Here is a 26656-nt window from a genome sequence, read left to right on the forward strand (position 1 = left end):
TGATACCTGAAACCTTTTGAACCAGTAAGAAAGATTCGAGAAAGATATGATCAAGCACATCGTGATGTGGAAGCTGAAGGAGCAGGCCGAGGGCGCGGACCGCCAGGCCAACGCCCAGGAAATGAAACGCCGCCTCGATGCCTGCGCCGACATCGTGCCGGGCATCCTGCAGTTCGAGGTCGCGCTGGCCCAGCCGGGCCTGGAGGCGACCTACGACGTGGTGCTGGTGTCCGCCTTCGAGAACAAGGAGGCGCTGGCGGCCTACGCGAATCACCCCACCCACCAGGCCCTGATGCCCTTCTTCAAGGCCGTGCGCGACGAGCGCCAGTGCATGGATTACGAGATCTGATCCACCATCAATAACAGAAACAACAACGGAGACGGCATGCGCACTACCCAGGAATTATTTTCACTTCAAGGCAAGACCGCACTGGTGACCGGCGGCTCGCGCGGCCTCGGCCTGCAGATGGCGGAGGCGCTCGGCGAGCAGGGCGCGCGCCTGGTGCTTTCCTCGCGCAAGCAGGACGAGCTCGATACCGCCGTGGCCCACCTGGCGGCCAAGGGCATCGAGGCCTCGGCCATCGCCTGCGATTTGTCGGACGAGGCGAACGTCCAGCCTTTCGTCGAGGAAGCGCTGCGCCGCCTCGGCCAGATCGACATCCTGATCAACAACGCCGGCGCCAGCTGGGGCGCCCCGGCCGAGGAGCACCCTTTGGCCGCCTGGGACAAGGTGATGAACCTGAACGTGCGCAGCATCTTCCTGGTGTCGCAGGCGGTCGCGAAACTGTCGATGATCCCGCGCCGCTACGGCCGCATCGTCAACATCTCCTCGATCGCCGGCCTGGCCGGCAATCCGCCGGGCACCATGAGCACCATCGCCTACAACACCTCGAAGGGCGCGATCGTGAATTTCACGCGTGCGCTGGCCGGCGAATGGGGACGCCACGGCATCACCGTCAACTCGATCGCGCCGGGCTTTTTCCCGTCCAAAATGACCAAGGGCGTGTTGTCGACCATCGGCGCCGACGTGCTGGCCAAGGATGCCCCGCTCGGCCGCCTGGGCGACGACGAGGACCTGAAGGGCGCGGTGGTGCTGTTCGCCTCCGACGCCGGCAAGCACATCACGGGCCAGATCCTGGCCGTCGACGGCGGCGTATCCGCTGTCTGAAGGAGAGCATCATGCAGAATTTCAACGGGAAAGTGGCCGTCATCACCGGGGCCGGCAGCGGACTGGGACGCGAATTCGCCGAGACCGCGGCGGGACTGGGCATGAAGCTGGTGCTGGCCGACGTCCAGGCCGACGCGCTCGAGAAGGTCACCGACGCCCTGCTGGCGCGCGGGACCGAGGTGCTGGCCATGGTCTGCGACGTCAGCAAGGCGGCGCACGTGCAGGAATTGGCGGACTCGGCGGTGGCGCGCTTCCACGGCATCCACCTGGTGTTCAACAACGCCGGCGTCGGCTCGGGTGGCCTGCTCTGGGAAAACAGCGAGCAGGACTGGGAATGGGTGCTGGGCGTGAACCTGTGGGGCGTGATCCACGGCGTGCGCATCTTCACCCGCACCATGCTCGAGTGCGCGAAGAAGGACCCGTCCTTCGAAGGGCACATCGTGAACACGGCCTCGATGGCGGGCCTCCTGAACGCGCCGGCGATGGGCGTCTACAACGTCTCCAAGCACGCCGTGGTTTCGCTGTCGGAAACGCTGTACCACGACCTGGAACTGGTCGGGGCGCCGATCGGCACCTCGGTGCTCTGCCCGTACTTCGTGCCGACCGGTATCAGCCACTCGCATCGCAACCGGCCGGAAGACCTGCGCGGCGAGGGCGGGCCGACCAACAGCCAGATCGCGGCGCAGGCGCTGACGGTCAAGGCGGTGCAATCGGGCAAAGTGTCGGCCGCGGACGTATCGCGCATGACCTTCGAGGCCATCGCCGAGAAGCGCTTCTGGATCTTCTCGCATCCGCAGGCGCTGGGCGGCGTCGAGGAGGGCATGAAGGCCCTGCTCGAGGGGCGCAATCCGCCGGATCCCTACGCGGCCACGCCGCACATCCGCGACATCCTCAAGGCCAAGCTGTAAGGCCCTCGTAGGGTGGGCTCCCCGAGCCCACGCGAGGATCCGCGGCCGGGATTCATTTCCGGTCGCGGTCGCCTGTGCGGCAAACCGACCGTTTGTCGAACGCGTGGGCGGCATACGCGCCGCGTGGGTCGCGCGCCGTAGGGTGGAGCCGCCCACCCTACGCGGCAGTCCGGCTCAGGGCCGCAGGATGCGTTCGTGCAGCTCGGCCGGCGCATTCTCGTACAACTTGACCACCGTCGAGGTGCGGGTGCCGTAGCCCGGCGTTTCGATGCACACCGCCGACAGCACCCGCTCCAGGTCGATCGGCACGCCGGTCTCGGGCAGGCGCATGTCGGGCGCGCGCGTGGTGTCGGCCAGCATCTCGAAATAGGCGTCTTCCGGCGCGCCCTGGCACAGCAGGCTGGCGAACTGGGCCTTGGTGCGGGTGACCTTCGGCCACGGCGCGTCGAGCAGGCCGTTCGAGATGCCGTAGATGCGGCCGGGCTCGAGCGGCTGGCCGTTGCGGGCGTCGTCGCCGGCGCGGTTCGAGTACCAGTACAGGGCGCTCGCATCGCCCAGCACCAGGTTGTAGCCGTTGTAGACGTCGCCGCGCGCGGCGACCAGCTCGAGGTACTCGGCGGCCGACAGCGATCCATGCAGGAAGTCGGCCACCAGTGCGCCGCGCGAGGGGGCGTCGGGCCGCACCTCGCTCGGCGCGCGGATATTCGTCAGCGCGGCGAACTTCGGCCCGTGCGGGCCTTCGCGCGTGATCCCCATCCAGCTGCCGCCGTGTTCCAGGTCGCGGCCGGCGATCACGTTCGGGTTCTCGGGCCAGGGCGCGGCGGGGGCCGTCGGACGGTCGTAGAACTCGTCGCGGTTGGCTGCGGCGATGACGGGCACGCCGGGGATGACGCGCCAGGCGAAGACGATCAGGCACATGCGGTGAACTCCACGAAAACTTCGGTACGGCGCGGGCCCTCGGTCAGCGGCGCCAGGCCGGCATCGGCGGCCGCCTCCGCGAGCCGGTCCACGAAGGCGGCGGCGACGCCGGGATAGACTTCCATCCAGGTTTGCAGGCCGTCGCGCGCTTCCGGACGGCGCTTGAGCTGGACCGCCACGCCCGCTTCCCGGGCCAGGTGCGCCTGCATGGCGCGCACCAGCGGCTCGAGCTGCGCGGCATGCTCGTCGCGCACCTTGTAATACACGTACAGGTCGATCATCCTAGAGATCGAGCGCATCGAGCGGGTAAGGCATCGGCACGAAACGCAGCGCCGCGCCGGTGGCCGCGCCGAGCCGCACGTCTTCCTCCATGGCGGCGAGCTTCATCTCGACCAGCATGTCGGCGCCGCCGGCGCCGTTCGGCGCGGCGTTGACGACCATGCCGCAGGGCTGCTCGGGGTCGACGGTGGAATACACCTCGTCGCCGGCGCGCGCCGCCGCGTTCTCGACCGTGGCCAAGGTCGTGCGCCGCTTGAGCTTGCCGAGGTACTGGCTGCGGGCGACGATTTCCTGGCCCGGATAGCAGCCTTTCTTGAAGTTCACGCCGCCGAGCAGCTCGAGGTTGACCATCTGTGGCACGAACTGCTCCTGCGTCGGCTGGGTCACCTGCGGCACGCCGGCATGGATCGCGGCCAGTTGCCAGGCCTGGTTGCCGCCCAGTGCCAGTTCTCCGCGCAGCGTGGCGAAGGCCGCCTCGGCCTGGGCGGGCGAGGTGATCCACAGGTAGCGCGGCGCCCCGAAGGCGTCGGCCACGCGGATCACGGTGCCCTTGTCGCTCGTCACCTTGGCATAGGGTGCGGCGGGCAGTTCGCCGGCCTGGGCACGCAGCGCCGCTTCGGCTTTCGCGCCGCCGAGGCCGAGCACGGCCGCGAAGGCGTCCTCGCCGGTGGCGTCGCGCAGCTTGGCCTTGGCGCGCAGCACGAACATGGTCAGGCGCTTCTGCAGCGGCGGCTGGATGGCGCGCGGCAATTGCAGGTAGATCGCCTCGGAATCGCGCCACATCAGGAAGGTCGCCTGTAGGCGACCCTTCGGGGTGCAGTAGCCGGCCAGCCGGGCTTCGCCGTTGCCGAGATGCTCGACGTCGTTGGTCAGCTGGTTGTGCAGGAAGGCGGCGGCGTCGTCGCCGGCGACCGCGATCAGGCCGAGGTCGGTCACCGGGGCGAGGAAGCCGGCGGCCAGCTCGTCGACGTTCAGTGGGCGGCCGAAATCCTCGACCTGGGTGGCTTCGTCAATATGGAAGCGGGCGCCGTGCGACGCCAGATATTCTGTCCAGTTGCTCATAAATCCAATATTCTTCGCAATTAGGCTTTATCATTACGGCCTCATTATAGAGTTGTCGAGCATTTCGCGCCGGAGACGGCCAAAAACACATAAAGCAAGAATGGCATTGATAAAAAAAATCATCATTACCGTCGCGATCGTGTCAGTCGCGGCGGCCGGCGGTTTCGCCTGGTGGTCCAAGCATCCCTTGACCACGGCGGAACCGCCGATCGAATTCACCATCACGCCCGGCAGCGGCGTGAACGCGGCCGCCCAGCAGATGGCCAGGGCCGGCGTGCCGATCAACCCCTTCCTGTTCCAGGTGCTGGCGCGCGTGACCGGCGACGCCGGTCGCATCAAGGCCGGCAGCTACGAGCTGAAACCGGACACCTCGCCGCGGCGCCTGCTCACGCAGCTGGTGCGCGGCGAATTCGCCCAGGAGGCGGTGACCATCATCGAGGGCTGGACCTTCCGCCAGATGCGCGAAGCGATCGCCGCCACCAGGACCCTGCGCCACGAAACGGCGAAGCTGTCCGATGCCGAGCTGATGGCGAAGATCTCGCCCGAGTTTAAGCAACCCGAGGGCCTGTTCTTCCCGGACACCTACCTGTTCGCCAAGGGTTCCAGCGACATGCAGATCTACCGCCAGGCGCACCAGATGATGCTGAACCGCCTGAACGCGGCCTGGGAAAAGCGCGACCCGAACCTGCCCTACAAGAATCCCTACGAGGCCTTGATCATGGCCTCGATCGTCGAGAAGGAAACCGGCCAGAAGAGCGAGCGCGCGATGATCGCGGGCGTCTTCGTGAACCGCCTGCGGGTCGGCATGATGTTGCAGACCGACCCCAGCGTGATCTACGGCATGGGCCTGCGCTACGAAGGCAAGATCGCGAAGAAGGACTTGCAGACCGACACCCCATACAACACCTACACCCGCTACGGCCTGCCGCCGACGCCGATCTCGCTGCCCGGCGTGCAGTCGATCGCCGCGGCGATGGCGCCGGCCAAGACCGAGGCCCTGTACTTCGTGTCGCGCAACGACGGCACCAGCCAGTTCTCGGACAACCTGAACGACCACAATCGCGCGGTCAACCAGTACCAGCGCGGGATCGCACGACCATGATAGAGCGCGGCAAGTTCATTACTGTCGAAGGCATCGACGGCGCCGGCAAGTCGACCCATATCGGCTTCATCGGCGACTTCCTGGCCGCGCGCGGCAGGCAGGTGGTCGCCTCGCGCGAGCCGGGCGGCACGCCGCTGGGCGAAAAGCTGCGAGAGTTGCTGTTGCACGAAAAGATGCACCTGGAAACCGAGGCGCTGCTGATGTTCGCCAGCCGCCGCGAGCACATGGCCCAGGTGATCGAGCCGCACCTGGCGGCCGGGACCTGGGTCCTGTCCGACCGGTTCACCGACGCCAGCTTCGCCTACCAGAGTGGCGGACGCGGTCTGGACCGCACCAGGCTGGAGGCGCTCGAGGCCTGGGTCCATCCGCACCTGCAGCCGGACCTGACCCTGCTGTTCGACGTCCCCCTGGAAGTGGCGCGCGAGCGCCTGGATGCCACCCGCACCCTCGACAAGTTCGAGCGCGAGCAGGGCGAATTCTTCGCACGCTGCCGCGCCGAGTACCTGCGCCGCGCGGCGCAATTCCCCGAGCGCTTCGTGGTCGTCGATTCGACCCGCAGCATCGAGGCAACCCGCCAGACCATCAGCGAGGCGCTGGAGACATTGTTGTGATTTACCCCTGGCAGCACCAGGCCTGGGAGCAGCTGCAGCAGATGCGCGCCAGGCTGCCCCACGCGATCCTGTTCCACGGCCCGGCCGGCATCGGCAAGGCCGACTTCATCGAGCACTTTGCCCAAGCCCTGTTGTGCGAAAACGTGCAGCCCGACGGCCAGGCCTGCGGCGCCTGCGCGTCCTGCGGCTGGTTCGTCCAGCACAACCATCCGGACTACCGCCGCGTGCGGCCGGAAGCGCTGGAAGACGAGCCGGGCGGAGAAGGCGAGGAGGGCGGCGACGGCGACAAGAAGTCGAAGTCGACCAAGGCCCCGTCGAAAGAGATCAAGATCGAGCAGATTCGCTCGCTGGCCGATTTCATGAACATCTCGACCCACCGCCAGGGCCTGCGCGTGGTAGTGCTGTACCCGGCCGAGGCGCTCAACATGCCGGCCTCGAACGCCCTGCTGAAAACCCTGGAAGAGCCGCCGCCGGGCACCGTGTTCCTGCTTGCCTCGAACGGGCTGGACCGCCTTTTGCCGACCATCCTGTCGCGCTGCCGCAAGTTCGCCCTGCCGATGCCCGGCCATGCCGAGGCGCTGGCCTGGCTCAAGGAGCAGGGCGTGCCGGACGCCGACAGCTGGCTGCGCGAGGAGGGCGGGGCGCCGCTGGCGGCGCGTGCCCAGGCCGAGACCGGCAGCCGCGACGAACTCGACGCCCTGCTGCATTTCCTGGCGCGCCCGAGCAGCGACGCCGCCCTGCGCAATGCCGAAAAGCTGAGCAAGACGCCACTGGCCGCGCTGGTGGCCTGGCAGCAGCGCTGGCTGTACGACCTGCTCTCGGTGAAATTGTCCGGCGTGGTGCGCTACTACCCGCGCTACCAGAAGGAACTTGCGGCCCTGGCCGCCAGCGTGCACACTGGGAATCTGTTGCGTGCAGTAAAGTCGGCGAACGAGCGGCGGGCGGTGGCGGACCACCCCCTGTCGGCTAAACTGTTTGTCGAAGACATGCTGCTCGATTACACGCGCTGCTGCAGCCCCGTTTGAAAGGAAATCGATGTCCGGCAATACAACCGACCCGAACGCTTCGCTGCTACCGCGGCCGGCGGTGCTGTCGCTTGCTATCAAGGAAAAGGCGGCCTTGTACGCCGCCTACATGCCTTTCCTGAAAAATGGCGGGATGTTTGTGCCGACCAACAAGCCCTACAAGATCGGCGACGAGATCTACCTGATCCTGTCGCTGATGGACGATGCGAACAAGTACCCGATCGCCGGCAAAGTGGCCTGGATCACCCCGAGCGGCGCCAACAACAGCAAGGCGCAAGGCATCGGCGTCCATTTCCCGGCCGACGAGACCGGCCAGCGCGCCAAGACCCGCATCGAAGAAATCCTCGGCGCCGCGCTGCGTTCCTCGCGCGCCACCCATACCCTGTAAATTCCTGTTTCCTTCATGCCGTCCTATATCCACCGCCTCGCCCGCCGCGACGACCTGCCGACCATCGTCGACATCTATAACTCCACCATCGCCTCGCGCGACGTCACCGCCGACACCGAGCCGGTCAGCGTCGCCTCGCGCGAGGCCTGGTTCGCCGAGCACACGCCCGAGCGCCGTCCGCTGTGGGTGATCCATGCCGCCGACGACCGGTCCGACGCTCCCGAAGTCATCGGCTGGATGTCGTATTCGAATTTCTATGGACGCCCGGCGTACTCGGGCACGGCCGAGCTGTCGATCTATATTGCGGAACGCTGGCGCGGCAAAGGGATCGGGCGTTATTGCCTGGAGCAGGCGATCGCCTTTGCGCCGGAAATCAAGGTGCATACCTTGCTCGGCTTTATCTTCGGACACAACGCGCCCAGCCTGGCGCTGTTCCGCGCCTTCGGATTCGATACCTGGGCCCATTTCCCGCGCGTTGCGAACCTCGACGGTGTCGAGCGCGACCTGATCATCCTGGGCAAGCGGGTGGTGGAATAAGGGTCGCTATGTGCGGCATTTAACAATTCAATCCACACATTGTTAATTCCTGGTGGACACAACAAACTGTCGACAATCTTTACAGCTATACTTTGCGCATTATGATATCATCGTAAGTCATTGATTTTCATAAGAAAGTTTTCCTGGCATGGGACTTGCATACATCGTGGGTCCCACTTACAAAGACCACCAGGTTAAGAGGAATTATGAAATTTGTTAAAAAAATGATTTGCGCAGCAGCTGTCGCAGCTTGCACCATGGGTACCGCCTCCGCAGCACCGGTCCTGAACGACTGGGTCTTCAATCCGACTGGCGGCGGTTTCGATAACGGCCAGGTCATCAACGAATACCTGGACGTGAACGGCAACGCCTTCATCGAGCTGACCTCGAGCGGCGCCAATTCCTTCACATTCAAAGAATCCGCAGTCTTCAACATCCAGCAGGCCGACAGCAACGGCCAGCTGTTCCCGTTGAACTATGCAGGCGGCAACATCACGGCCACCTTCGAAGCCATGGGCACCGGCACCTTCAACGGCGCCTTCAGCTTCACCGGCGGCACCATCAAGATGTACCAGAACCCGACCAATGGCCAGTACGGCAGCACCGAAGGCTACTTCGGCGCCAACCTGGGCAACCTGATCGCCGAGTTCAACGTGCTGGCCGGCGGCGGCGGCCTGGTCGATGCCAGCGGCAGCCCGATCAACAACGGCCAGGTAACGGTGCTGGCATCGGCGGCCCCGGGCATGCTCGACGCCGGCTACTTCTTCACCGGCGAGGGCAAGGACCTGTCGGGTTCGTCGGTGCTGTCGTTCGCCTTTACCAACGCTAATACCCTGGGCCGTCCGACCGACCGCCTGGTGGACGAAGTGGCTTGCCAGTTCGGCGGCTTCCAGGGTCCGGGTTGCTCGGGCGGCAGCTACGCCAACGCGCCGGGCCAGTACTTCTTCCTCGGCACCAACGGCCAGTTCAAGCTGGCCGAAGGCGCGGAAGTGCCGGAACCGGGCTCGCTGGCCCTGTTCGGCATCGCCCTGCTGGGCGCCGGTGCAGCAGTGCGCCGTCGCAAGAACGCGGCGTAATCTTGCCTGCGTAAGGAAAGAGCGGAAAGAGCGGCTGCGGCCGCTCTTTTTGTTTGTGGGCCGAAGAATCGACCAATATTGGCGCTGTCGTAGGGTGGGCACCTGTGTCCACGCGGTCGTACGGATGCGGACCGCACCGGATCTTTCCCGGTCACCCGGGAATTGTGGCGCCGGTAGTTTTCGTAGGGTGGGTACTCGTACCCACCTTATGCGGACATGGCGTCGCTGCGCAGTTTCTCGTTTCGGGAACCGCGATCCCTCGCCTGATAGCGGCAGGAGGGCATAGCGCGAATGTGCGGCAGTACAGCCGCGTGGGTACAAGTACCCACCCTACGAAAAGCTGAAGCGCCACCCCGCGTGGCGCGCTCTGTCGGCTGCCCTTACAATGTCGGCATGTACATCGATTCCCACTGCCACATCAATTTCCCCGAACTCGCCGCGCGCATGCCCGAGATCCTGGCCAAGATGGCCGAGAACCAGGTCACGCACGCGCTGTGCGTCTCGGTCGACCTGCCCGATTTTCCGGGCGTGCTCGCGCTGGCCGAGCAGTATCCCCACATTTACGCCTCGGTCGGCGTGCACCCCGACTACGAGGACACGCCCGAACCCACCGTGCAGCAACTGGTGGAGCTGGCCGACCATCCGAAGATCGTCGCCATCGGCGAAACCGGCCTCGACTATTACCGCCTCGAGGGCGACCTCGAATGGCAGCGCGAGCGCTTCCGCACCCACATCCGCGCTTCGCGCGAGACGCGCAAACCCTTGATCATCCACACGCGCTCGGCCAGCGAGGACACCATCCGCATTTTGAAGGAAGAGGGCGCGGGCGTGGCGGCGGGCGGCGTGGCCGGCGTCATGCACTGCTTCACCGAGTCGCTTGCGGTGGCCGAGGCCGCCATCGAGATGGGTTTCTATATTTCGTTCTCCGGCATCGTCACCTTCAAGAGCGCGAAAGAGCTGCAGGAAGTGGCGCGCGCGGTGCCGATGGAGCGCATCCTGGTCGAGACCGATTCGCCCTACCTGGCGCCGGTGCCTTACCGCGGCAAGATGAACGAGCCGGGCTATGTGCCGCACGTGGCCGAGTTCATCGCCAACCTGAAGGGCCTGCCGCTGCGCGAAGTGGCCGACCGCACCAGCGAAAACTTCTTCAACCTGTTCCAGCACGCCCGAAAGGCCGGACATGACCCTTGCGCGCCGTGATGTCCTGCGCAGCCTCCTTGCGGCGACGGCCGCCGCTGCTTGTGCCCGCACCGGGCTGGCCCACGCGGCGCCGTCGGCGCCCGACGGGGCCGCGCTGGCCCGCTTCTTCCGCGCCGTCCAGCTCGACGACGCCAAGACCGTCCAGGCGATGATCGGCGCCACGGTCAACGCCAACCAGCGCAATCCGATCGGCGGCGAACCCGGCCTGGTGCTGGCGCTGCGCGAGGACGCGATGCGCGTGGTCCAGGTCTTCCTCGACCATCCGGGCACCAACCTCGAAACGACGGCGGTGAACGGCAATACTGCGCTGATGATGGCCGCCTTCAAGCGCAACCGCGCGGCCGTCGAGCAGCTGCTGGCGAAGGGCGCCCGGATCGACCAGCCGGGCTGGACCGCGCTGCACTACGCGGCCGCCAGCGGCGACGACGAGATCGTGCGCCTCCTGCTCGCGCGCGGGGCGAAGATCGACGCCGTCTCGCCGCTGCGCAGCGGCGCCTACACGCCGCTGATGATGGCCGCGCGCGAAGGCAAGGACGGCACCGCGCTGCTCCTGATCGGGCAGGGCGCGAACGCCCGGCTGACCAACAGCGAGGGCTTGAGCGCCGAGCAGCTGGCCGAGCGCGCCGGCAAGACCCGCGTGGCGCAGGCGATCCGCCAGGCCGTACGCTGATCGGCCGCGGCCGGTCGTCCAGTTCCGCTGTGCCGGCCCGCTGCAGGCGGCCAGGGCAGGGGAGCGCCGCGTTTCGCCGCCCACCGCTGCGCCGTCCGTCGCCGGAATCGGCAGCCTGGCCCGGCCAAGGCACCATTCGTCGCAGCCGCGTTGCGCGCAGCCCGGCGGCCTGCCTACACTGCGGCCATCGATAAGCTGAAGGGGGATACGATGTTGGGCTTCCTGTTGTGGCTGCTGTTGCTGTTCGTCTGCTGGCCGCTGGCCTTGCTGGCCCTGGTGGCCTATCCGCTGGTCTGGCTGCTGCTGCTCCCGTTTCGCCTGCTGGGCATCGGCGTCGAGGCCGTGTTCGAGCTGCTGCGCGCCGTGGTGATGCTGCCGGCGCGGGTGCTGGGCCTGTCATCGGGGCGGTAAGCGCCTATCCCGACCCGCTCCCGGCAGAGTGTGGGGCAATTAACAGACGCGCAGGGCGCGATCGCCTACTGTGGAGTCGACCGCTTTCATCCGAAAGCGAGCTTTTGACTGTAAGGAAACGATTATGCGCCTGGATATTTACCGCAGAGCCGAAAGCGACGGCAAGTTCTCCTACCTGGCCGTCCCGGAGACCCGCAACATCCCCGAAGAAGCCACCAACACCGACTGGGAAGTGGAGGCCCGTGCCTTCGAAGTCGATGACAATGCCGAGCAATTGCCCGACTATGACATCGACAACCTCAGCCGCCAGCTGGACGAAAAAGGCTATGCGATGACCGCGCTGCACTGACAGCGCAGTCCCCCGGCCGGCGCCCGCCAGCGGACGTTCGGCCGGTCGTCCTGCCGCGGCCTGCGAGCTTCGGCACGGACGCGACAATCTCCTGTCGAATTCGCCGGCGGCCGGACGAGCCCCTGGCGGATATGCTATTCTTGCGCCCTGTTTTCGTTGATGTTGACCGTGTGGTCAGTTCCTGGGGGTGTGCAATGAAGTGGGCGGTAATCGGTTTTTATTTTCTTTCGATCCTGCACATTCATTTCCGCGGCAAGGTCCGCCTGCCGTTCGGGCGCCAGCTGTTCGACCACTCGTCGTTCATGGCGCCGATCAACATCTTCATGCATTACTTCTCGAAGGTCCCGAGCACGCCCTATATCCCGGTGAGCCAGTTCCCGGAGCTGGCGCCGCTGCAGCAGAACTGGCAGGTGATCCGCGCCGAGGCCGAGAACATGCTGGCGCTCAAGAAGATCAAGGCGGCCGAGCAGAACGACGACGCCGGCTTCAACTCCTTCTTCAAGACCGGCTGGAAGCGCTTCTACCTGAAATGGTATGACGCCAGCCACCCGTCGGCCGAGCGCCTCTGCCCCCAGACCTATGCGCTGCTGCAGGCGATCCCGTCGGTGAAGGCCGCGATGTTCGCCGAACTGCCGCCGGGCGCCAAGCTCAATCCGCACCGCGATCCTTTCGCCGGCTCGATGCGCTACCACCTGGGCCTGGCCACGCCGAACGACGACCGCTGCTTCATCGACGTCGACGGCCAGCGCCACAGCTGGCGCGACGGCGAAGGCGTGATCTTCGACGAAACCTATATCCACTGGGCGATCAACGGCAGCGACAGCGACCGCGTGATCCTGTTCTGCGACGTCGAGCGCCCGATGCGCTACCGCTGGATGCAGGCAATCAACCGCTGGCTCGGCCGCACCATGATGACGGCCGCCAGTTCGCCCAACGAAACCGGCGACCAGACCGGCTTCGTCAGCAAGGCATTCCGCGTCTCGCACGTGATGGGCCAGTACCGCCGCCGCTACAAGGCCTGGAACAAGACCGCGTATAAGATCACCAAGGTCGCCCTGATCGTCGGCGTCGCCGCCTTGATCTACTGGCTCTGAGATCCTCGATCGGAGTGCAAGGCGCCGCCGAGAGCGGCGCTTTTTTTGTCTGTCGCCCCAGGGTTTTGTAACCAACGGACTCTGGCCTGTTGCCCCTCGAATTTTGTAACTAACCGACAGTGCTGATTGGGCGGCTTAGTCGGCCGGATCGGGCGTCACACGGGTGAGCCTGTAGTCGGCGGCGGAGCGTTCGAGCGCCAGGCCCAGTTCGTCCTTGAGCTCGCCGGCTTGCGCGCCGCTCTCGAGGCGGCGTTTTGCGAAAGTGTTGCGCAGGGTGCGCCCACCCGAGTGCCACGGGTCCATGCCGGCACGCTCGAAGGTCGCCCGCATCTGCACGTAGACGGTCTTCCTGGTCATCCTGGCGCCGGTCAGGTTGGCCGGAAACACCAGCTGGCCGGGGATCGCCATCGTCTCGCGCTCCTGCAGCCAGGCGCGCAGCTCCTCGGCGCCCTGGCGGGGGAGGGCAACCTCGTGCTCGTAGCTGGTGTCGTGCTTCGCTTCGGGGGTGATGGTCAGCACGATCGACCCGTCGAGGGCAGCCTGGCGGCCGACCTCCGGCACGAGCAGGCCGATCGCTTCGGACACCCGCAGTCCCGCCAGCGCCATGACGACCTGCATGGCCCGGTCGCGGCGGCGCTTCCAGCCATCGAAAGGCGTGCTGCGGCGCTGGCGCGGCGCCGGTGCGGGCAGGGCGGCAAAGAAGCGTTCCAGCTGATCTTCGGACAGGCTGCGTCCGGCCTCATCCTTTGCGATATGGGCGCGGTCGATGCCGAGAATGGCCTGCTGCGCCGGATTCGGCGTTACCCCGAGATGTTCATAGCAGCGTTCCAGCAGGCGCAGGTAGCGGTAGGCGATCTTGCTGTTCAGGACGCGCTTGCCCTTGACCGTGCGGCCAATGAAGCGCAGCAGGTCGGCCTGGCCGACGGTGGAGAAGGTGAGGCCTTGCTCCATGATCCAGCTTGCCAGGTTGTTGAACATGAAGATATAGATCTTTGCCGATTCCGCCGACAGCCCCTTGAGCGTGCCGTCCGCACGCGGGCGCCGCCCGGTTTCGGCAAAAGCGGTGGTGGTCACGAAGTCCCTGAATGCGCGAACCGGGTCGGCATCCCACGAAGTCAGTTGATGCATGGCGAACGAGCCCAGATGGAGATGATGCACCATAACATAAAACGTAACTAACCAACGATCGATTCAACAAAAACCGATAAATCAAACGCTAACGACTACGAAAAAGCCAACATAACTCAAACAAAGCTAGCAGGAAAGAGGAGGAACGGCGAGCGAAGCTCCCCGCATCACCGATCAGGAGCGCAACGGTGTCGACGCCGGAACAGGCGACGACGAAGCGCGGGCGCCGCATGGCGCACCGCCGACGCTTGCATGCCATGTCGACGCCGGCGCGGGCGGGAAAGCGCTTCCGGCGCAAGCGCTTCGGCAGGCCAGGCCGGCGCTACCTCCCGCATCGCGGCAAAGGGCGGTAGCGCGCGGCTACCGTCAGCGGTAGACCAGCACCGGAATGGCGCTCTGCACCAGCACCTTCTGCGTTTCGCTGCCCAGCAGCACGCTGCCGATTCCGTGCCGGCCGTGCGAGGCCATGATGATCAGGTCGCAGCCGCGTTCGCGCGCGGTCTGCAGGATGGCCTCGGCCGGCCGGTCCGAGCGCGCCAGCACCGTATTGCAGGTGACGCCGGCGACACGCGCCGCGTCCACGATCGTCGCCAGGAACTTGTCGCCGCGCCGCTCGCTGGCGGCCAGGTACTCGTCCTCGGTGGTTTCGATCATGTCGGAGTCGAGGGTAAAGGTACGGAACTCGGGCAGGGCGGTCACGCCGGTCACCTGGGCCCCGACTTCCTTGGCGAAGCTGACGCCGGCGAGCACGGCGCGTTCCGACAGCTCCGACCCATCCGTGGGAATCAGAATGTGCTTGAACATGATGCCTCCTCGATGCAGCCGCGCGACCCCGCACCGCGCGTGATCGAACGCGTGCAGCCGGCCTCAGTCTCGCGCCGGACCACTTATCGGACTTGATCCGGGTCAAATGGGAGAGGGCGCAACCTGTCGCGGGCCATGTTGCGCCCTCCCGCTCAGGAATCGCGCATCGGCGCACCGGGGTAAGGCTTGGCCGACGGTTCCAGCAGCTGCCGCTTGACGAAACGGCGCAGCCGGTTGGTTTGGGCTTCGAAGGGCAGGTGGAACAGCCAGGCAAAGCCAACGACCGCGGCGAACAGCGCGCCATACACGAGCATCGAGGCGGGATCGGTCGGCGACAACTGGCTGATGCCGTATGGCTGGCCGAGGTGCTTGATCAGGTACAGCAGCGGGTAGTGGATGACGTACAGGGTGAAGGAGAACGGCGCCAGGAAGCCGAGCGCGATCGCGATCCGGTTGCCGGGACGGCTGCGCTCGGCGGGAAATTGCAGGCTGGCCAGCAGGCAGAGGAACAGCAGGCTGAACAGCAAATCCTCGGGGAAGGTCGCCACGATCAGGGTCCCGATGCTGCCGCTGAGCCTCAGATAGGCAGCCAGTGCGACCAGCAGCGCGATCAGCAGCAGGCGCGCCGGGCGCGACAGCACGATGCGCACGCGCGAAAAGCCTACCCCGAGCAGCCAGATCAGGAAATAGAGGCTGATGTCGGCCAACAGTTGCGTGGCGATGAACACCGCCAGCAGCGGGCCTGCGGCCTTCGTGAAGCGCGACTTGCCGATGAAGGGCAGCAGCAGCAGGGGGAACAGGGCGTAGTACCAGATCTCGTTCGCCAGGCTCCAGAGGGAATAGTTGCCGCCGAAACGGGGCACGGCCATGCCTTGCAGTCCGAACAGGTTACCCAGGAAGGCAGTGAGCGAGTATTCGTCGCCCGCGGCATAGCTGATCCGTATCGGATCGACACTGCCGGTCACGGTCCCCAGCGCCAGCGTCAGGATAAAGCCCGGTATCAGCACGATCCACAGGCGGGTGACGCGGTCGATCGCATACGAGGCCAGGAGCCGGGGCTGGTCCAGCTTGTTGAGCACGCTGCCGCCCACCAGCCAGCCACTGAGCAGGAAGAAAATGACCACGGCCAGGTGGCCGAACCCGGTCAGGAAGGCCAGCGCCTGGTACCAGAGCGTGGGTTCGGAGACCGTCCGCAGGCTGGGGTAGAACTCGCCGCGCAGGTGCGTGGCCAGCACCTGCAGCGCCGCGCAGGTGCGCAAGGCCGAGATGAGGATCGAATGCTGAAAGGATTCGTCCAGGTTGGTCTTGCCGAGCAGGCTTACGCGCGGCGCGCTTGCGGGATTCATGCTTCCTCCGTCCGGGTCTGGTCGCATCAAATCCTAGAGCCTTGGCGGCAGGCCCGGCTTGCGAGCGCGCAGGGCCGGCCGGATTGTCGGAGCCAGTGTTTCCGGCCGTAATGCTGGAAGTGCTCCGCGGAATACGTTTTGCTGTCCGGCCGGTTCGCGGGGGCAACTTGCTACACGGTTTTATTTCACCGTGCAATCCGTTACCACAGGGAAGCTTCGCGTCCAGGACATCCTTTGCGCGAGGTCTTGTGCCTGATCAGCCCGTAGCCACGTCATGGACTCTAGAGTATGGAGGACCGGGCAGAGGCGGGCGCCGGACGGCGATGCCGTTCCGGCGCCCGCACCGGCAGACCTTGCACTTCCGTGCACTCACGTAGATCTTGCACTCACTGAGATCTTGCACTCACTTCACACGAAGGGAATCCGTCATGAACCAGCATTCGTTCAGCACACCCGCTTTCCGCAGAAAAGCCCTGGCCGGCATCCTGCTGCCGCTCCTTGTCGTGGCCGGCGGCGCGGCCAAGGGTGGCGGCGCCGGGCCGAGTGCCCTTGCGTCGCCCGCTGGCGCAAGCGCGGCGCAAGCGGATACCGTCGAGTCGGCCCAGGCCGGCAGTACGCAGCCGGTGTACAGCGTGATCAATCTCGCGCCGCCCGGTACCAACGCGCATCTCAACGAGAAGGGACAGGTCGCCTTCAGCGGTCCGAGTTATGTCGGCGCGGGTTTCTACGACGGCGTGCACGTCCATGACATGGGCTCGCTCGCGGGCGGCATCGTGCGCGTCGCCGACTTGAACAACCGCGGCGTGATCGCGGGCACCTCGGCCTTTGCCACCGATCCGCTCGCCATCCAGATTCCGTTCACCTGGACCGTCGCCGGCGGCTACCGTGTGCTGCCTGGCCCGCGCGACGGCACCGCGCAGGCGATCAACGACCGCAACCAGGTGGCCGGAACGCTGCCGATCCCCGACGCGCCGTACCCCGGCATTCCCTATCGCGCGGTGCGCTGGGAACCCGACGGCACGATCGTTCCGCTCGGGCCGGTCCCGGCCTTGAGCTCCTGGCCCAACGATATCAACAACGCCGCGCTGGCCGGAGGCTATGCCTTGGAAGAGGATGTCCTGGCCACCTTGTGGGGCCGGGACGGGCGCGCCCTGAGCCTGGGCCCTGGCCAGGTCGAGTACGTGAATGAAAAAGGCGATGCCGCCGGCTACCGTCTCACCAGCCCGGATGGGAGTCCGGACGTGGTCTTCCACGGCTTTTTCCGCGGCGCCGGCAGCCGCCTGGTGTGGACCGGCGCCCAGGCCGGCATCGAGGAATTTCCCGAGCTCGTCACCAACCTGAACGATCGCGGCGAGATCGTCGGCAACACCAGCAGGCCGGGCGGCGCGGCCGCCTACCTGTGGTCGCGCGCGCGCGGGCTGGTGCTGCTCCCGCGCGGACCGGCAGTGGCAACCGGTGTCGCCGACGTGAACAACCATACCCAGATGGTGGGACGGATCGCGTTGAACACGCTCGGGGAGCGCGCCGCGCTGTGGCGGGGCCTGAGCAAGCCGATCGACCTGAACGAACTCGTGTACCGCCGCCCGCCCGGGCTGGTGTTGACCGCGGGCCTGGCGATCAACGATGCCGGCGCCATCGTGGCCGCGTCAAACGCGGGGCTGGTCCTGCTGCGTCCGGGTAAAACGGGGAGCGACGCGCCCGTGCTCGGTCCGGTGAACGGCTTGCCCGACATCGTCACGGTCGGCCAGGAAGTGCGGCCCACCCTCGGCTTCATCGGTACCCCTCGCAACGATGGCTATCGTGCGGTGGCCGAGTGGACCGACGGCTGCGTGTCGCCGCATCCGCTGGTACGCAGCGCCAACGGGGTGGGCGAGGTCCGCCTGCAGCATCGGTTCTGCGTCTCCGGACCTGCCAGCCTGACGCTGCGCGTCATCGATTCCGCCGGGCGCAGCACCCGGACCAGCCGGCGGGTGTTCGTGAGCGACCCCGCCGTTGCCGCGATCAGCGGCCAGGGAGCGCTGGCGCGCCCGGCCGGCGCGGGCGGCCAGGCGCTGCGCTTCGCGTTCTGGGCGCCGATCGGCGGCCAGGCCGGAACCGGTGCCGACCGCGCCACCGTGGAATTCCAGGGCCCGTTCACGTTCGCCAGCCAGAAGGTGGTCAGCGTGGTGCGCGAAGGCCGGCAGGTGCGGCTGGAAGGAAGCGGGCAGTTCAATGGTCGGGCGGGCTACCGCTTCCTGGTCGAGGCCGTCGATGGTGGCGCGCAGAATGCGGGCAGCGCGGGCAGCGGCGACCGCCTGCGCGTGCGCATCGTCCACACCGGCGCCGCGGGCAAGGAGGTCGTCGACTACGACAGCGCGCCGGCCGCGACGGGCGCGGCGGCGCCGGCAGCGGCCGCCGCCCAGGTCCCGGTAGCGGAAGGAGCGATCGCGCTGAACGGTTGAGCGCACGCTCCACGGAGCCTCCAGCGGGAGCGCGGCCGGCCGGCGCCGCGCTCCGGGTACGACTTTGGTCGCATTGTGCACCTGCACAAAGCTTGGGAACATGCGACCAACGTCAACCGATAGCGAGGTCTTCCATGGATGCAGGAACCCGGATTGCGCGCAGCGCGGACATCGGCGCGAAAGTCGGCCTGTTGCTCCGTAGACGGAGCGAAACTGCGGTCAAGCAATTCACTGACAAGGCGCGGAGTGCGCTGGACGGCGGGAACGGCGCAAGCATGGGCATCGTGCCCGGCCAGCTGCCGATGGTGCCGATGTTGCCGACGCTGCCGGCCTTGCCCACCCCCTGGAACGTGATGCGCTACGCCGTCGACGCGGCGCAGCGCTCGGTCCTGTTCTGGGACACGCTGCGCCAGCGCGGCAACGACTACGTCGCCCGTGCGGTGCATGGCCTGGAGCCGGTGCTGCACTTCGAGAGCGAGATCGTGCTCGACGGGCGCGGCTTCGAACGGCCGGTCAACTACGCACTGCTGCGGATCACGCCGCCCGAGGGCGTCGTGGTCGACCCGAAACGGCGGCCCTACCTGATCATCGATCCGCGCGCCGGCCACGGGCCCGGCATCGGCGGCTTCAAGGACGATTCCCAGGTCGGCGTGGCGCTGCGCGCCGGCCACCCGGTGTATTTCGTGGTCTTCTTCCGCGATCCCGAGCCCGGCCAGACCATGCTCGACGTCTGCGCTGCCGAGCAGCGCTTCGTGCGCAAGGTGCGCGAACTGCACCCGGACAGTCCCAAGCCCGCCATCGTCGGCAACTGCCAGGGCGGCTGGGCGGCGATGATGCTCAGTTCGTCTTCGCCCGAGGATACCGGCCCGGTCGTGATCAACGGCGCACCGATGTCCTACTGGGGCGGGGCCTGGAGCGAAGGCGAGGGCGACAATCCGATGCGCTACAGCGGCGGCATGCTGGGCGGCACCTGGCTCGCGTCGCTGATGGCCGACCTCGGCAACGGCAAGTTCGACGGCGCCTGGCTGGTCTCCAACTTCGAGAACCTGAACCCGGCCAATTCGCTTTGGGACAAGTACTACAACCTGTACGCCAACATCGACAGCGAGCCGCCGCGCTTCCTCGAGTTCGAACGCTGGTGGGGCGGCTATTACCTGATGAACCGCGAAGAGATCGAGTGGATCACGCAAAATCTCTTTGTCGGCAACAAGCTCTGGACCGGCGACGTCAAGTCGGCCTCCGGCACCGCCTTCGACCTGCGCGCGATCCGCTCGCCGATCGTCCTGTTCGCTTCGATGGGGGACAACATCACGCCGCCCCAGCAGGCCTTCAACTGGGTCGCCGACCTGTACGGCAGCACCGAGGAGATCAAGGCGCGCGGCCAGGTGATCGTCGGCCTGGTGCACCAGGACATCGGCCACCTCGGCATCTTCGTCTCCGGCAAGGTGGCGAAGAAGGAACACTCCCAGATCGTGTCGGTGCTGCAGACCATCGAGCGCCTGCCGCCGGGCCTGTACGCGATGGAGATCGGCCAGCGTCCCGGCGCCGACGGCAAGCTGGAATACGAGGTCGAGTTCCGCGAGCGCCAGCTCGAGCAGGTGGCCGAGCACCTGAACCGCTTCCAGCGCAGCGACGAGAAGCCGTTCGAGGCGGTCGAGGCGATCTCCGAGTTCAACCAGCGCGCCTACGAGCTGTTCGCCCAGCCCCTGGTGCAGGCGGTGTCGAACGAATTCACGGCCGACCTGATGCGCCGCTTCCATCCGCTGCGGGTGCAGCACTGGGCGCTGTCGGACCTGAATCCCTGGCTGGCCTGGCTCGGCCCGGTGGCCGAGTCGGTGCGCCAGCAGCGCCATGCGGTCGAGGACGACCACCCGCTGCGCAAGCTCGAGCGCACCGGGTCGGACCTGCTCAGCGCCTCGCTCGACCTGTACCGCGGGCTGCGCGACGCCGCCACCGAGGCTTCCTTCTTCAGTGTCTACGCCAATGTGTACACAACCTATCTTGCAGGACGCCAGCACGCGGCACTGCCGGCGCCGACCGAGCCGCGCGAGCTGCCGTTCGTGAAGGAGGCGCTGGCCTCGGTGTCCGAGGGCGGCTATCCGGAGGCGGTGGCGCGCATCGGCTACCTCCTGATGCGCAAGGACGAGCCGCTGCCGCTGGCCCGGCTGCAGACCAAGGACGAGCTGGCGCGCGATTACGCGGCCTACCTGCCGCAGGTCGCGCCGGAGCAGTTCCGGCGCATCCGCGGCGAGCAGGAGATTATCGCGCGCTACGAGCCGGAGCAGGCGATCGTCTCGCTGCCGCAGCTGCTGTCCGATCCGGACGACCGTACCCGCCTGCTGACCCTGCTCGACAAGCTGATGGCGGACGAACGGGTGCAGGCGGTGCAGCCGAGCGCCCAGCAGCTCGAGATGCTCGATCGAATCCGCGAAGTGCTCGGCCCGCCCGAAGCGGGCGGGAAGCGGCGCGAAGCGGCCGGGGCCAAATAGCACGCAGCGGGGAGGCACCATGGACAACAAGCACGAGAAGTACCAGCGCCTGATCGACTTCTGCAAGAGCCTGCCGCCGCTGCCGACCGCCGTCGTCCATCCCTGCGACGAGAGTTCGCTGGGCGGCGCGATCGAGGCGGCGCAGATGGGCCTGATCGCGCCGATCCTGTGCGGACCGGCCGCACGCATCGCCGCGGTGGCGCAGCAGCACGGGATCCCGATCGGGGACTACCCGATCGTCGACGCGCCGTACAGCCAGGCGGCTGCCGAGGCCGCGGTCAACCTGGTGCGCGAGGGCAAGGCCGAGGCGCTGATGAAGGGCAGCCTGCATACCGACGAACTGATGGGCGCGGTGGTGCGCAAGGAATCCGGCCTGCGCACCGGGCGCCGCGTCAGCCACTGCTTCGTCATGTCCGTGCCTGGCCACGATGATCCGTTGATCATCACCGACGCCGCCGTCAACATCGCGCCCACCCTCGAGGAAAAGCGCGACATCCTGCAGAACGCGATCGACCTTGCACACGCCATGCAGTTCAAGGAGGTGCGGGTGGCGGTGCTGTCGGCGATGGAAACCATCAATCCCAAGGTGCCCTCGACGATCGAGGCGGCGGCCCTGTGCAAGATGGTCGACCGCAAGCAGGTGACCGGCGCCCTGGTCGACGGGCCGCTGGCCCTGGACAATGCGATCGACCCGGAGGCGGCGCGGATCAAGGGCATCGCCTCGCCGGTGGCCGGACGCGCCAACGTGCTGATGGTGCCGGACCTGGAAGCCGGCAACATGCTGGCCAAGAGCCTGTCCTTCCTGGCGTCGGCCGACGCCGCCGGGATCGTGCTCGGCGCCCGCGTGCCGATCATCCTGACCAGCCGCGCCGATTCGGTCATGACCCGGCGCGCATCCTGCGCGGTGGCGGTGCTGGTGGCCAAGGCCCGGCGCGAACAGCAGCCGATCGGGTGACGCCATGGCCGACCTGATCCTGGTCCTGAACGCCGGTTCCTCGAGCCTGAAGTTCCGCGGTTACACGGTGGAGGCCGGCGCCGGCAGCGCGCTGCCGTTGCTGGTGCGCGGTCAGGTCGAGAGCCTGTACACCGAGCCCCGCTTCACCGTCTCCAACGCGGCCGGCGACCGCCATGAAGAACACAGTTGGCCGTCCGGCACCCAACTGGGCCACGACGGCGCGATCGCCTGGATCGCCGACTTCCTGCGCAGTCACGGCGAAGGCCAGCGCCTGGTCGCGGCCGGGCATCGCGTCGTGCACGGCGGGGTGCACTTTACCGGGCCGACCCTGATCACGCCGGCCGTGGTCGAGGAACTGGCGACCCTGGTGCCGCTGGCGCCGTTGCACCAGCCGCACAACCTGGCGCCGATCCGCGCACTGGCGCAGTTGCGCCCGGACCTGCCGCAGGTCGCCTGCTTCGACACCGCCTTCCACCGCAGCCAGCCGGACGAGGCGCAAGCCTTTGCGCTGCCGCTCGACATTACCGCGCGCGGCGTGCGCCGCTACGGCTTTCATGGCCTGTCCTACGAATACATCGCGAGCCGCCTGCCCGAGGTGGCGCCGGCGGCGGCGCAGGGCCGCACCGTCGCCGCCCACCTGGGCAACGGCGCCAGCCTGTGCGCGCTGAAGGCCGGGCGCAGCGTGGCCAGCACCATGGGTTTCACCGCCGTCGACGGCCTGGTGATGGGCACCCGCTGCGGCAGCATCGATGCCGGCGTGATCCTCTACCTGATCGACGAGCTGAAGATGGACACGCGCGCGGTCGAGGACCTGCTCTACAAGCGCTCCGGCCTGCTCGGCGTCTCGGGCATCTCGAGCGACATGCGCACCTTGCTGGCCAGCGACGATCCGCGCGCGCGCTTCGCCGTCGAGCTGTTCACCTACCGCATCGGGCGCGAACTTGGTTCGATGGCCGGGGCGCTCGAAGGACTCGACGCGCTGGTCTTCACCGGCGGCATCGGCGAGCACGCCACGCTGGTGCGCGACCGGGTGTGCCGTCACGCGGCCTGGCTGGGCATCGAGCTCGACACTGCCGCGAACGGCGCCGGCGGCCCGCGCATCAGCAAGAAGTCGAGCCGCACGGCCGCCTGGGTGATCCCGACCGACGAGGAGCTGATGATCGCCCGTCATACCTTCGACCTGCTGGCGGGAGGGCGACCATGAAGACCGTGGCCCTGGAACAGGCGGTCGAGCTGATCCCGGACGGCGCCAGCGTCATGGTCGGCGGCTTCATGGGCGTCGGCACGCCCGAGCGCGTGATGGACGAACTGGTGCGCCAGGGCCGGCGCGGCTTGACCGTGATCGGCAACGACACCGCGCGGCCCGGCCGCGGCATCGGCAAGCTGGTGACGAGCGGCGTGGCCAGCCGCGCCATCGTCAGCCACATCGGCCTGAACCCGGAGACCCAGCAGAAGATGATCGCCGGCGAGCTCGAGGTCGAACTGGTGCCGCAGGGGACGCTGATCGAGCGCATCCGCGCCGGCGGCTTCGGCCTGGGCGGCTTCCTGACCCCGACCGGGGTCGGCACCCTGGCCGAGGAGGGCAAGCGCAAGATCGAGGTCGACGGCGCGCCATTCCTGCTCGAACCGGCCCTGAAGGCCGATTTCGCCCTGGTCGAAGCCTTCCTGGCCGATTACTACGGCAACCTGACCTACGCGCTGACCGCCCGCAATTTCAACCCGGTGATCGCGATGAGCGCCCGTACCGTCATCGTCGACGCCGCCCATATCGTCCCGGTCGGCATGATCTCGCCCGACCACGTGGTGACGCCGGCGGTGCTGGTCGACTACCTGGTTGCGCATTAGCGAACACTGCGAATACAGCGAACACATCATGGACCCGCAAACCCTGATCGCCAGACGCATCGCCCAGGAACTCAAGCCGGGCATGCTGGTGAACCTCGGCGTCGGCATCCCGACCCTGGTCGCCAACTACGTGCCGGCCGGCATGCGCATCTATTTCCAGTCCGAGAACGGACTGATCGGCACCGGCCCGGTCCCCGAGGAAGGCATGACCGAGGCCTTCCTGACCGACGCCGCCGGCCAGCCGGTGAGCGCGCTGCCCGGCGCCTGCACCTTCGACAGCGCGATGTCCTTCGGCCTGATCCGCGGCGGCCACCTCGACGTCACCGTACTCGGCGGCCTGCAGGTGGACGAGCATGGGCGGCTCGCAAACTGGACGATCCCGGGCAAGATGGTGCCCGGCATGGGCGGCGCGATGGACCTGGTGACCGGCGCCAAGCGCGTGGTCGTCGCCATGCAGCACAGCGCCAAGGGCGCGCCGAAGATCGTCAAGGAGTGCAGCCTGCCGCTGACCTCGAGCAGGCCGGTCGACCTGGTGGTCACCGAGATGGCCGTGATCTCGTTCGCGGACGGGGTCGCGACCCTGCGCGAGACCGCGCCCGGCGTGTCGGTGCAGCAGGTGCTGGACGCCACCGGCGCCACGCTTGCCGTCCCCGACGAGGTGCCGCAGATGCCGGTCGTGCCCAATCCCTGACCAGAGACCCCGACTTATCTCCTGAAGGAGCGACATCATGACCATCGAGATTCCGCGCCCGATCCTGAAGGGCGCCAAGGCGCTGGTGACCGGCATCGCCAACGAGCATTCGATCGCCTACGGCTGCGCCAAGGCCTTTCGCGAGATGGGCGCCGACCTCGCCATCACCTACGCCAACGACAAGACCCGCGGCTATGTCGAGCCGCTCGCGACCGCCCTGGAGGCGCCGCTCTTCATGCAGCTGGACGTGACCAGGCAGGAACAGGCCGACGCCGTCTTCGCCCGCATCGGGCAGGAGTGGGGCGGGCTCGACATCATGGTGCATTCGATGGCCTTCGCGCCCAAGGAAGACCTGCAGGGCGGGCTGCTGGACTGCTCGGCCGCCGGCTTCGGCCAGGCGATGGACATTTCCTGCCATTCCTTCATTCGCCTGGCGCGCGCCAGCGCTCCCCTGATGAAGAATGGCGGCACCATGTTCACCATGTCCTATTACGGCGCCAACAAGGTCGTCCCCAACTATAACGTGATGGGACCGGTGAAGGCGGCGCTGGAAGCCTGCGCGCGCTATCTCGCCTTCGAGCTCGGCCCACGCCACATCCGCGTCCATGCGATTTCGACGGGCCCGCTGCTGACCCGGGCCGGTTCCGGCCTGAAGGACTTCGACCGCATGCTGGCCGAAGCCGCCCAGCGCGCGCCGCTCGGGGAACTGGTGGACATCATGGACGTCGGCTACACCTGCGCCTTCCTGGCCACGCCGCTGGCGCGCCGGATGTCGGGCGAGACGCTCTACGTCGACGGCGGCGTCAACATCATGGCGTGAAGGAGGCAGCAATGGCCAGCCTGTTAATCGGGAACATCGACAGCAGCGCATCGGACGACGAGATCCGCGAGCTGCTGACGCGCTACGGCTTTCCACCCTTCGATTCGATCGAGCACATGCCCGGCGACGGCAGCCGGCCGTCGGTCCTGTTGCGCTACGCAGACGCGCCGGCGGCGGCGCTGCGCAGCCTGCAGCCGCGCGTGCAGGATCTGTTCTGGAAGAACCGCAAGATCCAGGTGTCGGTAATCGACCAGCGCCACGATCCCGGCGCGGAGGGGCGATGATGCTGGAGCGGCTGCGGGCCTGGTGGCGCCCGTCCAGCGCCACCAAGGGCGGGAACGGCGAGCCGGACCCGGCGCGCGTCGCCCGGATGGTCGACGGCATCGTGGCGCTCAGCCCGCACCTGCGCATGGCGCGCCGTTACGAGGCCCGCCTCGCACCGGCAGTCGCGGCCGCGCTGTGCTACATGGGCGACATCGCCGCCGCCATCCCGCCCGCCCGCGAGGCGAGCGCCGCCGCCTGGTCGGTCGATCCCTACATCCACGCCTTCTTCACCGGACCGGATGCGGTCGCGCCGGCGCTGTCGCGCTCGCGCGACCTGCGTGCCTTCTTCGAGCAGAACCCGGGCCTGCAGGAAGCCTGGGCCGTGCTCGGGATGGCGATGCAGGAAAAGCACGTCCTCGGCGCGGCGCTGGAAGGCGAGACCATGCGCCGCGACGTGGTCAGGGAAACGATCAGCTTCAGCGACCACCAGGTGCGCATCTGCGGCCGCAGCGAGCCCGAGCTGCGCGAGGAGGTCGTGCGCCGCCTGGTCATGCAGCTGGGCCTGCAGGGCATGGCGCGCTACGCGGCCGAGCAGAACCGGCGCGGCCTGCTCGAGCGCGAACGGGCCTTGCTTCGGACCCGCCTGCAGCTGCTCGAGCGCGAGGGCGTCGGCATGCACGCGATGCTCGGCGCCGATGACGAGACCGGGGCCGACGAGCTGGCGCGCCTGCAGCAGTCGATCGCGGAGAACGAGGAGTCGCTTGCACAGCTGGGACTGCGCTCGGAAGCGCTGGACCGCGAGCTGGCCGAGGTGTGCGCGGTGCTGGCCGACCCGGCCGCCCACCTGTACGTGAATACGCGCCGCTGCGTGCTGAACAAGATGAACGTGGTGCTGGAGCCGGGCAGCGCCGAGGCCGGCGACGAAGTGGTGTTCCAGGTGGCCCAGGTGCCGACCGTGCCGCCCCGGGCGCGCGCATTCACGCTGGTGCGCTTCGCGCGCGCCGACCTGGGCTCGCCGCAGGGCATGCTGGACGAGGCGGCGCGCATGCTGGGGTGAAGGAAAGACCGGACCAGG

At 67.2% G+C, this 26656-nt stretch carries 29 protein-coding genes; 23 read left to right on the forward strand and 6 right to left on the reverse strand.

Features of this window, described 5'->3' with window-relative positions; translation table 11 throughout:
* Positions 1-46 precede the first annotated feature (46 nt).
* From ACFOPH_RS05695 to ACFOPH_RS05705, 3 genes are read left to right on the forward strand one after another with little or no spacing between them, the layout of a single operon-like run.
* A complete protein-coding gene (locus ACFOPH_RS05695; RefSeq protein ID WP_312548801.1) occupies positions 47-349 on the forward strand; it encodes a Dabb family protein in 303 nt (100 codons plus the stop codon).
* Positions 350-385: 36 nt separating this feature from the next.
* Positions 386-1168, forward strand: a complete 783-nt coding sequence (locus ACFOPH_RS05700) for an SDR family oxidoreductase (protein ID WP_312548799.1) — start codon at positions 386-388, stop codon at positions 1166-1168.
* 11 nt (positions 1169-1179) lie between these two features.
* Positions 1180-2076 carry an SDR family oxidoreductase gene (locus ACFOPH_RS05705; RefSeq protein ID WP_312548798.1) on the forward strand — a complete coding sequence of 299 codons (897 nt, stop codon included), beginning with the start codon at positions 1180-1182 and terminating at the stop codon, positions 2074-2076.
* Positions 2077-2250: 174 nt separating this feature from the next.
* Here the strand turns inward: ACFOPH_RS05705 and ACFOPH_RS05710 are convergent, their stop codons facing one another.
* Genes ACFOPH_RS05710 through ygfZ form a run of 3 tightly spaced genes read right to left on the reverse strand, consistent with a single transcriptional unit; the run spans position 2251 to position 4335 of the window.
* Positions 2251-2994, reverse strand: a complete 744-nt coding sequence (locus tag ACFOPH_RS05710) for an NRDE family protein (RefSeq protein WP_312548797.1) — start codon at positions 2992-2994, stop codon at positions 2251-2253.
* On the reverse strand, positions 2985-3275 hold the full coding sequence (locus ACFOPH_RS05715) for a DUF4936 family protein (RefSeq protein WP_379734084.1): 291 nt from the start codon (positions 3273-3275) through the stop codon (positions 2985-2987). Before ACFOPH_RS05715 ends, ACFOPH_RS05710 begins: the two co-directional genes overlap by 10 nt.
* Before the next feature lies 1 nt (position 3276).
* A complete protein-coding gene (ygfZ, locus tag ACFOPH_RS05720; RefSeq protein WP_379734086.1) occupies positions 3277-4335 on the reverse strand; it encodes a CAF17-like 4Fe-4S cluster assembly/insertion protein YgfZ in 1059 nt (352 codons plus the stop codon).
* Positions 4336-4435: 100 nt separating this feature from the next.
* On the opposite strand from ygfZ, the gene mltG reads away from it, so the two are divergent.
* The 11 genes from mltG (at position 4436) to lpxO (ending at position 12798) form a co-directional block, all read left to right on the forward strand.
* Positions 4436-5437, forward strand: coding sequence for an endolytic transglycosylase MltG (mltG, locus tag ACFOPH_RS05725; RefSeq protein ID WP_379734088.1), 1002 nt, complete (start codon positions 4436-4438; stop codon positions 5435-5437).
* Entirely contained in the window at positions 5434-6048 is a 615-nt protein-coding gene (gene tmk, locus ACFOPH_RS05730; protein WP_312548792.1) for a dTMP kinase, read from the forward strand. The genes mltG and tmk overlap by 4 nt, the downstream gene beginning before the upstream one ends.
* Complete coding sequence (locus ACFOPH_RS05735; RefSeq protein ID WP_312548828.1) at positions 6039-7073, forward strand: DNA polymerase III subunit delta'; 1035 nt, start codon at positions 6039-6041, stop codon at positions 7071-7073. Before tmk ends, ACFOPH_RS05735 begins: the two co-directional genes overlap by 10 nt.
* Positions 7074-7083: 10 nt before the next feature.
* Positions 7084-7461, forward strand: coding sequence for a PilZ domain-containing protein (locus tag ACFOPH_RS05740; RefSeq protein WP_312548791.1), 378 nt, complete (start codon positions 7084-7086; stop codon positions 7459-7461).
* 15 nt (positions 7462-7476) lie between these two features.
* Entirely contained in the window at positions 7477-7998 is a 522-nt protein-coding gene (locus ACFOPH_RS05745) for a GNAT family N-acetyltransferase (RefSeq protein ID WP_312548790.1), read from the forward strand.
* Positions 7999-8222: 224 nt separating this feature from the next.
* Positions 8223-9074, forward strand: coding sequence for a flocculation-associated PEP-CTERM protein PepA (pepA, locus tag ACFOPH_RS05750; RefSeq protein WP_379737861.1), 852 nt, complete (start codon positions 8223-8225; stop codon positions 9072-9074).
* Between the two features lie 393 nt (positions 9075-9467).
* On the forward strand, positions 9468-10274 hold the full coding sequence (locus ACFOPH_RS05755; protein ID WP_379734091.1) for a TatD family hydrolase: 807 nt from the start codon (positions 9468-9470) through the stop codon (positions 10272-10274).
* Positions 10255-10944, forward strand: coding sequence for an ankyrin repeat domain-containing protein (locus ACFOPH_RS05760; protein WP_312548785.1), 690 nt, complete (start codon positions 10255-10257; stop codon positions 10942-10944). Before ACFOPH_RS05755 ends, ACFOPH_RS05760 begins: the two co-directional genes overlap by 20 nt.
* 210 nt (positions 10945-11154) lie before the next feature.
* Positions 11155-11355, forward strand: coding sequence for a hypothetical protein (locus ACFOPH_RS05765; RefSeq protein WP_312548784.1), 201 nt, complete (start codon positions 11155-11157; stop codon positions 11353-11355).
* Between the two features lie 124 nt (positions 11356-11479).
* Positions 11480-11704 (forward strand): DUF6139 family protein, encoded by a 225-nt coding sequence (locus ACFOPH_RS05770; protein WP_313704820.1) that lies wholly within the window; start codon positions 11480-11482, stop codon positions 11702-11704.
* A 194-nt stretch (positions 11705-11898) separates the two neighbouring features.
* Entirely contained in the window at positions 11899-12798 is a 900-nt protein-coding gene (gene lpxO / locus ACFOPH_RS05775; protein ID WP_312548782.1) for a lipid A hydroxylase LpxO, read from the forward strand.
* A gap of 135 nt (positions 12799-12933) precedes the next feature.
* Here lpxO and ACFOPH_RS05780 read toward each other — a convergent pair whose 3' ends face one another.
* The 3 genes from ACFOPH_RS05780 to ACFOPH_RS05790 form a co-directional block, all read right to left on the reverse strand.
* The gene (locus tag ACFOPH_RS05780; protein ID WP_379734094.1) at positions 12934-13926 is read right to left on the reverse strand and encodes a site-specific integrase; all 993 of its coding nucleotides are present in this window, start codon (positions 13924-13926) and stop codon (positions 12934-12936) included.
* 366 nt (positions 13927-14292) lie between these two features.
* Positions 14293-14730 carry a universal stress protein gene (locus ACFOPH_RS05785; protein ID WP_379734096.1) on the reverse strand — a complete coding sequence of 146 codons (438 nt, stop codon included), beginning with the start codon at positions 14728-14730 and terminating at the stop codon, positions 14293-14295.
* Between the two features lie 152 nt (positions 14731-14882).
* A complete protein-coding gene (locus tag ACFOPH_RS05790; RefSeq protein ID WP_379734098.1) occupies positions 14883-16076 on the reverse strand; it encodes an acyltransferase family protein in 1194 nt (397 codons plus the stop codon).
* Between the two features lie 428 nt (positions 16077-16504).
* Here ACFOPH_RS05790 and ACFOPH_RS05795 point away from each other — a divergent pair, with 428 nt between their 5' ends.
* From ACFOPH_RS05795 to ACFOPH_RS05835, 9 genes are all read left to right on the forward strand, one after another.
* Positions 16505-18517 carry a hypothetical protein gene (locus ACFOPH_RS05795; protein ID WP_379734100.1) on the forward strand — a complete coding sequence of 671 codons (2013 nt, stop codon included), beginning with the start codon at positions 16505-16507 and terminating at the stop codon, positions 18515-18517.
* A gap of 134 nt (positions 18518-18651) precedes the next feature.
* Positions 18652-21006 carry a DUF3141 domain-containing protein gene (locus ACFOPH_RS05800; protein WP_379734102.1) on the forward strand — a complete coding sequence of 785 codons (2355 nt, stop codon included), beginning with the start codon at positions 18652-18654 and terminating at the stop codon, positions 21004-21006.
* A 19-nt stretch (positions 21007-21025) separates the two neighbouring features.
* On the forward strand, positions 21026-21961 hold the full coding sequence (locus ACFOPH_RS05805; protein WP_379734104.1) for a phosphate acetyltransferase: 936 nt from the start codon (positions 21026-21028) through the stop codon (positions 21959-21961).
* 4 nt (positions 21962-21965) lie between these two features.
* Positions 21966-23165, forward strand: coding sequence for an acetate/propionate family kinase (locus tag ACFOPH_RS05810; protein WP_379734106.1), 1200 nt, complete (start codon positions 21966-21968; stop codon positions 23163-23165).
* Positions 23162-23806 carry a 3-oxoacid CoA-transferase subunit A gene (locus tag ACFOPH_RS05815; RefSeq protein ID WP_379734108.1) on the forward strand — a complete coding sequence of 215 codons (645 nt, stop codon included), beginning with the start codon at positions 23162-23164 and terminating at the stop codon, positions 23804-23806. The genes ACFOPH_RS05810 and ACFOPH_RS05815 overlap by 4 nt, the downstream gene beginning before the upstream one ends.
* Positions 23807-23834: 28 nt before the next feature.
* Positions 23835-24497: a 3-oxoacid CoA-transferase subunit B gene (locus tag ACFOPH_RS05820; RefSeq protein ID WP_312552699.1), complete on the forward strand. Its 663-nt coding sequence runs from the start codon at positions 23835-23837 to the stop codon at positions 24495-24497.
* 37 nt (positions 24498-24534) lie between these two features.
* Positions 24535-25317, forward strand: a complete 783-nt coding sequence (fabI, locus tag ACFOPH_RS05825; RefSeq protein WP_379734110.1) for an enoyl-ACP reductase FabI — start codon at positions 24535-24537, stop codon at positions 25315-25317.
* Positions 25318-25328: 11 nt separating this feature from the next.
* Positions 25329-25601, forward strand: a complete 273-nt coding sequence (locus tag ACFOPH_RS05830) for an RNA recognition motif domain-containing protein (RefSeq protein WP_312552701.1) — start codon at positions 25329-25331, stop codon at positions 25599-25601.
* Positions 25598-26638 (forward strand): hypothetical protein, encoded by a 1041-nt coding sequence (locus tag ACFOPH_RS05835; protein ID WP_379734113.1) that lies wholly within the window; start codon positions 25598-25600, stop codon positions 26636-26638. Before ACFOPH_RS05830 ends, ACFOPH_RS05835 begins: the two co-directional genes overlap by 4 nt.
* Positions 26639-26656: the final 18 nt, after the last annotated feature.

The organism is Massilia haematophila (assembly GCF_042647645.1).
GTDB lineage: Bacteria > Pseudomonadota > Gammaproteobacteria > Burkholderiales > Burkholderiaceae_D > Telluria > Telluria haematophila.